6 protein-coding genes and 2 pseudogenes are annotated in these 6,883 nt (G+C 41.7%); 5 read left to right on the top strand and 3 right to left on the bottom strand.

From position 1 onward, the window contains the following. Positions 1-70: 70 nt before the first annotated feature. Positions 71-706 (top strand): imidazole glycerol phosphate synthase subunit HisH, encoded by a 636-nt coding sequence (gene hisH / locus IQ228_RS17640; protein WP_027402806.1) that lies wholly within the window; start codon positions 71-73, stop codon positions 704-706. A 126-nt stretch (positions 707-832) separates the two neighbouring features. Then, positions 833-1,390 (top strand): 16S rRNA (guanine(966)-N(2))-methyltransferase RsmD, encoded by a 558-nt coding sequence (gene rsmD, locus IQ228_RS17645; protein ID WP_027402807.1) that lies wholly within the window; start codon positions 833-835, stop codon positions 1,388-1,390. A 58-nt stretch (positions 1,391-1,448) separates the two neighbouring features. Here rsmD and petG read toward each other — a convergent pair whose 3' ends face one another. Continuing rightward, positions 1,449-1,562 (bottom strand): cytochrome b6-f complex subunit V, encoded by a 114-nt coding sequence (gene petG / locus IQ228_RS17650; protein WP_015078754.1) that lies wholly within the window; start codon positions 1,560-1,562, stop codon positions 1,449-1,451. 199 nt (positions 1,563-1,761) lie between these two features. On the opposite strand from petG, the gene IQ228_RS17655 reads away from it, so the two are divergent. From IQ228_RS17655 to secA, 3 genes and pseudogenes are all read left to right on the top strand, one after another. Further along, positions 1,762-2,136: a cytochrome c gene (locus tag IQ228_RS17655; RefSeq protein WP_027402808.1), complete on the top strand. Its 375-nt coding sequence runs from the start codon at positions 1,762-1,764 to the stop codon at positions 2,134-2,136. A 148-nt stretch (positions 2,137-2,284) separates the two neighbouring features. Beyond that, positions 2,285-2,776: pseudogene (locus IQ228_RS17660) on the top strand (cytochrome C). A gap of 261 nt (positions 2,777-3,037) precedes the next feature. Further along, positions 3,038-5,818: a preprotein translocase subunit SecA gene (secA, locus tag IQ228_RS17665; RefSeq protein ID WP_027402809.1), complete on the top strand. Its 2,781-nt coding sequence runs from the start codon at positions 3,038-3,040 to the stop codon at positions 5,816-5,818. A gap of 196 nt (positions 5,819-6,014) precedes the next feature. On the opposite strand, the gene IQ228_RS17670 is transcribed toward secA, so the two are convergent. Both IQ228_RS17670 and IQ228_RS17675 read right to left on the bottom strand, forming a co-directional pair. Continuing rightward, complete coding sequence (locus tag IQ228_RS17670) at positions 6,015-6,593, bottom strand: Uma2 family endonuclease (RefSeq protein ID WP_193963763.1); 579 nt, start codon at positions 6,591-6,593, stop codon at positions 6,015-6,017. A gap of 97 nt (positions 6,594-6,690) precedes the next feature. After that, positions 6,691-6,883, bottom strand: a pseudogene (locus tag IQ228_RS17675) (hypothetical protein); the annotation flags it as partial.

The following is a 6,883-nucleotide window of genomic DNA, read 5'->3' on the forward strand; positions in this document are numbered from 1 at the left end:
GCATTATAAATAATAATTAGAATTAGAATAATTAAAAGCCCTCCCTCATAAATTTACAAGGAGCAGCTAAATGGCAGTGATTGCAGTTGTTGATTACGATATGGGAAATTTGCACTCTGTTTGCAAAGGATTAGAAAAAGCTGGGGCGACTCCTCTGGTTACTTATTGTTCTCAAGAGTTGGCAAAAGCAGATGCTATAGTTTTGCCAGGGGTGGGAGCATTTGATCCGGCGGTACAACATTTACGATCGCGTGGTTTGGAACAACCGATTAAAGATGCGATCGCCTCTGGTAAACCGTTCCTGGGTATTTGTTTAGGATTACAAATTTTGTTTGAATCCAGCGCCGAAGGAACTTTACCAGGATTAGGAATTGTGCCAGGAAAAGTCCGCCGGTTTCGTTCTGAACCGGGGATGACGATTCCCCACATGGGTTGGAATCAACTCCAACTCAACCAGCCAAAAAACCTTTTATGGGAGCATTTACCTATAGATCCTTGGGTTTATTTTGTCCATTCTTACTATGTTGAACCGACAAATCCCCAAGTGCAGGCGGCGACTGTGACTCATGGTGATCAAAGTTTTACAGCAGCGATCGCTCATGAAAATCTCATGGCTGTCCAATTCCATCCTGAAAAATCATCAAATGTGGGATTGCAAATCCTCTCTAATTTTGTGGCTCAAGTCCGTGAAAAAGTTTTTGCTTAACAAAAGTTTGCAATATTTTCAGGTGTTTATTTACTCAAAATCCAAAATCGGATGATCTTGATGGTATGGTTCTATTTCTCTCTAGGGTCAATCCAAAATCCAAAATCCAAAATCTAAAATTGAATAATGAGTCTAAGAATTTACGGGAATCGTCTGCTTAAAACTTTACCAGGTGAACATACCAGACCTACCAGTGCGCGAGTCCGGGAAGCATTGTTTAATATTTGGCAGGGGAGAATCAGTGGTTGTCGCTGGTTAGATTTGTGCGCCGGTAGTGGTTCTATGGGTGCGGAGGCTTTGTGCAGAGAAGCCAGCGTCGTGATTGGCATTGAACAATCAAGTCAAGCTTGTGCCATCATCCAAGAAAATTGGCAACAGGTAGCCAAACCAGAACAGAAATTTCAGCTATTACGGGGAAATATTACTCAACAGTTAAAAAAATTATCAGGTCAAAAATTTGACAGAATATATTTTGACCCACCTTATACTAGTGGATTATATGAATCAGTATTACAAGCGATCGCTCAATATCAGCTTTTAGATTCCCAGGGAGAAATAGCAGTCGAACATCGTCACCAAGATTGGACACCACTAACTATCCCCAACTGGGAAATCTGTCGGCAAAAAAGCTATGGTAAAACAGCTTTAACATTTTATCAGGAACAGGGAATTGGTAATGGGTAATTGGTAATGATTTCGCCCCTGCCTCCTCCCTGCCTCCTCCCTGACTCATCAATCAATATCAGCCGCCCAATTCTGTAGGACGCTTATATTGTCTATAGGCAGCGTAAAATAAACCGCTTAAAGTCACAAAAACTAAACCAAGCACAATACCTGATAGTAGGGGTTCAACCACTGTAAAGCTCCTTGTTGCAATTATTGAAAGATTTGATTCCTGTTTTTCATTTTACCAAATTTTGCATTAATCCCGCGTTCCATAGTAGCTTTAAATATGAATACTAGATAAAAACTATCATTTGTACTTGCGAACACAATCAAGAAATTTTAAGCTATGTGTAGGAAATGAAAACTTGCACATTGTCAAAGCAAACCTTTTGGATAACCAGCTAATCAAACCTGAAACCCTCATTCAACAGATCGTTATCTTCATCGTAGCGATACTGATAGCCCTCCCATTAATCCTGTTTGGGATTGAGATCGTCAAAGCCTCCGATCCTTATGTTAAAAGTGTTCTATCCCGTCAAGGCAACCCAGTCCAGGGGAAAGCTATTTTTCAAATCAACTGTGCTGGTTGTCATGGTTTAGACGCAACCGGACTAGTTGGTCCAAGTTTACATGAAATCTCCAAATATAAATCCCGCTATGGACTAATTCATCAAGTAACTAGCGGGGAAACTCCCCCCATGCCCAAATTCCAGCCCAGTATCCAAGAAATGGCAGACCTTTTAAGCTATCTAGAAAGTCTATGAATAGTTGTGCATAATTACAGGAGAAAGAAGAAGGAGTACAATTCTGGAGATTGCTATATTCTTGGATGTCCAGAGGTTTGATTAAAAGTTTTTATCAGATTTTTCATATAAAAACCATTTCTCAACGCAAAAGTAAATTGAGAACTTTATGCCAAATTTAGTTAAAAGTAAATCCCACCGCCGACTAAAACGCCAACTACTTATGGTGATGCTGGTGATTTTTGCTTGGAGTGTGGCTATAGGCTGGATATTGGGATTTGTCACTAGCGCCCACAGTGCAACCCCGGTGGACTCAATTGTGACTGTTGATGTCATACCAGCACAATATCAACCAGGACAAGAACTGTATTTAGAAAACTGCTCATCTTGTCACATCGCATTACCACCTGCTGTATCTCCTAGTCAAACCTGGAAAAATCCAGGACTATGGCGCACAAATTAAGCCCTTAGATAAGTTTTCACATCTTTTGGTATCAAAATATCTTTACACCTTTTCCCGTGTCCAACTACAAGAGGAAGCAACACCCTATCGTCTCAATGACTCTCGTTATTTTAAGGCTTTGCATCCTGGTGTTAAATTACCCAAACTATTGGGGCTGATAAGTATAATTTCCGCAGCCTCAGTGCAGAATGGGAGTAGAGTTAGGGGGCAGGGAGAAATAATTTAATGACAACTGACTAATGACTAATGACAACTGACTAATGAAGCAGTTTAAATATTAAGATATTAATTGAAATCTATGATTGTATAAAGGCGACAGGTTTGCTTTCATTTGGTTTTTGAGTAAATTCTCATTTTACACCCATCCCTAAGCAAAAGGGCTGGGTTAGATTAAGTGTCTATAATCGAATAACCAAAGCTTTAATCTCCATTCCTCTTGATTTAATTCTATAAACTGCCATGCTAAAACTTTTGTTGGGCGATCCCAACGCTCGTAAACTTAAAAAATACCAACCTTACATTACAGAAATTAACCTCTTAGAGGAAGATATTAAGCCGCTGTCTGATGAACAGTTAAAAGCTAAAACCGTCGAGTTTAAACAACGGTTGGCTAAAGGCGAAACTCTAGATGATATTTTACCGGAAGCCTTTGCTGTGGTTCGGGAATCGGGGCGGCGTGTCTTAGGATTACGTCACTTTGATGTACAGTTGCAGGGTGGGATAATTCTGCATACTGGACAAATTGCTGAAATGAAAACCGGTGAGGGGAAAACTTTGGTAGCTACCTTACCAAGTTATTTAAATGCCCTGACTGGTAAGGGTGTCCACGTAATTACTGTGAATGATTACCTGGCGCGTCGGGACGCAGAATGGATGGGTCAGGTACACAGGTTTTTGGGGTTAAGTGTGGGGCTAATTCAGTCCACTATGACCCCCAGCGAGCGCCAAAAAAATTATGCGTGTGATATTACCTATGTCACCAATAGCGAGATTGGCTTTGATTATCTCCGGGATAATATGGCTACATCTATGGCTGAGGTGGTGCAACGTCCGTTTAATTTCTGTGTGATTGACGAGGTAGACTCGATTTTAGTTGATGAGGCGCGAACTCCATTAATTATTTCTGGTCAGGTGGAAAGACCGACAGAAAAATACCTGCAAGCGGCGGAAATTGCTTTTAGTCTCAAAAAAGATGAGCATTACGAAGTTAATGAAAAGGATCGTAACGTTCTCTTGACAGATGAGGGTTTTGCTGAATCGGAAAATCAGTTGGGTGTGACAGATTTATTTGACCCGGAAGACCCTTGGGCGCATTTTATGTTTAATGCGATTAAAGCCAAGGAATTGTTTCTCAAGGATGTAAATTATATTGTCCGCAATGATGAAGTGGTGATTGTGGATGAGTTTACGGGTCGGGTATTACCGGGCAGACGGTGGAGTGATGGGTTGCATCAGGCAATTGAAGCGAAGGAACACGTAGAAATTCAGCCAGAAACCCAAACTTTGGCGACTATTACCTATCAAAACTTATTTTTGCTGTATCCCAAATTGGGGGGAATGACGGGAACGGCGAAAACGGAAGAGGTGGAATTTGAAAAGATTTACAAACGGGAAGTCACGATTATTCCCACTAACCGGATTAGAAGACGGGAAGACTTGTCTGATATGGTGTTTAAGACTGAACCAGGGAAGTGGAGAGCGATCGCTAAAGAATGTGCCGAAATGCACGAAAATGGTAGACCTGTGTTAGTGGGGACAACCAGTGTCGAAAAATCCGAACTTCTCAGCCGACTCCTCAAGGAAATGGATATTCCCCATGAGTTGCTTAACGCTAGACCAGAAAATGTGGAACGGGAAGCGGAAATTATTGCCCAAGCTGGACGCAGTGGGGCTGTAACTATCGCTACCAACATGGCAGGACGGGGTACAGATATTATCCTGGGTGGTAATTCCGAGTATATGGCGCGGTTGAAACTACGGGAATACTTTATGCCCCGCATTGTCAGCCCTGAAGATGATGAATTTGGCGTACAAAGGGCTTCGGGACTACCTATGGGTGGTAGCGGTGGTGGACAAGGCTTTGTTCCTGGTAAAAAGGTGAAAACTTGGCGGGCTTCTCCAGAAATTTTTCCCACTCAATTAACCAAGGAAACAGAACAGCTTTTAAAAGCGGCTGTAGAGGTGGCTGTTAAGGCTTACGGTGAACGGAGTTTACCGGAGTTGGAAGCAGAAGATAAGGTGGCTGTGGCGGCGGAAAAAGCCCCGACAGATGATGTGGTAATTCAGAAGTTGCGGGAAGCTTACCAACAGGTTAAGCATGAGTATGAAGAGTTTACCAGCCGCGAACATGATCAAGTGGTGGAACGTGGCGGTTTGCACGTTATTGGAACGGAACGACACGAATCACGACGGATTGATAATCAATTACGCGGACGGGCGGGAAGACAAGGCGACCCAGGAACTACCAGATTTTTCCTCAGTTTAGAGGATAACCTATTACGAATCTTTGGGGGCGATCGCGTTGCCGGCTTGATGAATGCTTTCCAAGTGGAAGAAGATATGCCGATTGAGTCGGGAATGTTAACCCGCAGCTTAGAGGGCGCACAGAAAAAGGTCGAAACCTATTACTACGACATCCGTAAACAGGTGTTTGAGTATGACGAGGTAATGAATAACCAACGTCGGGCAATCTATGCGGAACGTCGCCGGGTATTGGAAGGTCAAGACTTGAAGGAACAGGTGGTTAAATACGCGGAAAAAACGATGGATGACATTGTTGATTATTACATCAACCCTGATTTACCTTCGGAAGAATGGGAATTGGATAAGTTGGTGGATAAGGTGAAGGAGTTTGTTTACCTGTTGGCTGATATGCAGTCTAGCCAGTTGGAGGATATGGTGGTGGTGGAAATTAAGGCTTTCCTCCATGAACAGGCGCGAATTGCCTATGATATGAAGGAATCACAAATTGACCAAATTCAACCAGGTTTAATGCGTCAAGCGGAACGGTTCTTTATTCTCCAACGCATAGATACTTTATGGCGGGAGCATCTGCAACAAATGGATGCTTTGCGTGAGTCGGTTGGCTTGCGTGGTTATGGGCAAAAGGACCCGCTGATTGAGTATAAGAGTGAGGGTTATGAGTTGTTCTTGGATATGATGGTGAATATCCGCCGTGATGTGGTTTATTCTCTGTTTATGTTCCAGCCTCAAGCGCAGCAAACTGCTGAGATGGTTTAAGGTAATATTTTCACGCACAAGGCGCAGAGAGTTTTTTCTGCGTCTTTGTTTTAGGGACTTCCAAGAAATAAATTATCCTGATTAACGAACCACGGAGGCGCAGAGGACACAGAGGAATAAGGGTTTTGAGATATTTTTGCGTTAGGTGGTTTATCGGTTGTCAAGAGATTGCTTCCTTTCACTCGCAATTTTATCACTACCAAATTTTACTCATATTCAACACAAACCTCGGTAAAATAGGATCACAACTCACAGTATCAGGATTTTCTAAACACTCTTCTACTTGTCCAGGACGATAAATATAAACTCGGCGATTTTTGCGGTCAATTAATAAACCTAATTGGATTCCTGGTTCTTGTATATATTCCTGCATTTTATCCTTTAAAGGCTGCAAGTTATCAGAAGCTGACCTTAATTCAATCACAAAATCAGGACAAATAGGTGCAAACTTCTCTTGTTGTGTAGGTGTGAGTTGATTCCATCTTTCTAACTTTACCCAAGCAGCATCAGGAGAACGTTTCGCACCTGTAGACAGTGTAAATCCTGTACTAGAAGAAAATGCTATTCCTGTACCATCTTCATCTGTCCAATTCATTAATTGTTGGATAATTCTACCTTCTCGATTTCCTGTTTCTGAACCTGCGGGTGACATAATTGATATATCTCCAAATCTATTTTTCTCAATCCGTAAATCACGGTTTAGTTGACAAAATTCAAAAAATTGATCATCTGTCATTGATGAAGGCATTTGTAACATTAAGGGAGATGAAAGCATAATAATTTCCTTCCGTTTATTTGGTTTAAGTAGGTTGGCGTTGAAAATTGTCGTTATGGCAAGGCAAGAGGCAAGAGTGAAGAGGGTTTGGGCGATTTTACGTTTCTTTACACAGTTTGGTTTTATTGTGTTCACCTACTGTTTCTGAATCAACAGGTGGCATAATTAATATATTTCCGAATTCATTCCTCTCAATCCGTAAATCACGGTTTTCTTGACAGAAATCAAAAAATTGATCATCTGTCATTTGCACTGATGAGGGAAAATGTAAGATCAAAGGTGATGAAATC

The sequence above is a fragment of the Dolichospermum sp. LEGE 00246 genome, assembly GCF_015207865.1.
Lineage (GTDB): Bacteria > Cyanobacteriota > Cyanobacteriia > Cyanobacteriales > Nostocaceae > Dolichospermum > Dolichospermum heterosporum.

Bases quoted from the DNA above. Each gene is read 5' to 3' on its own strand.
- rsmD (WP_027402807.1), top strand. From the start codon at position 833: ATGAGTCTAAGAATTTACGGGAATCGTCTGCTTAAAACTTTACCAGGT.
- IQ228_RS17670 (WP_193963763.1), bottom strand. From the start codon at position 6,593: ATGCTTTCATCTCCCTTAATGTTACAAATGCCTTCATCAATGACAGAT.
- hisH (WP_027402806.1), top strand. From the start codon at position 71: ATGGCAGTGATTGCAGTTGTTGATTACGATATGGGAAATTTGCACTCT.
- secA (WP_027402809.1), top strand. From the start codon at position 3,038: ATGCTAAAACTTTTGTTGGGCGATCCCAACGCTCGTAAACTTAAAAAA.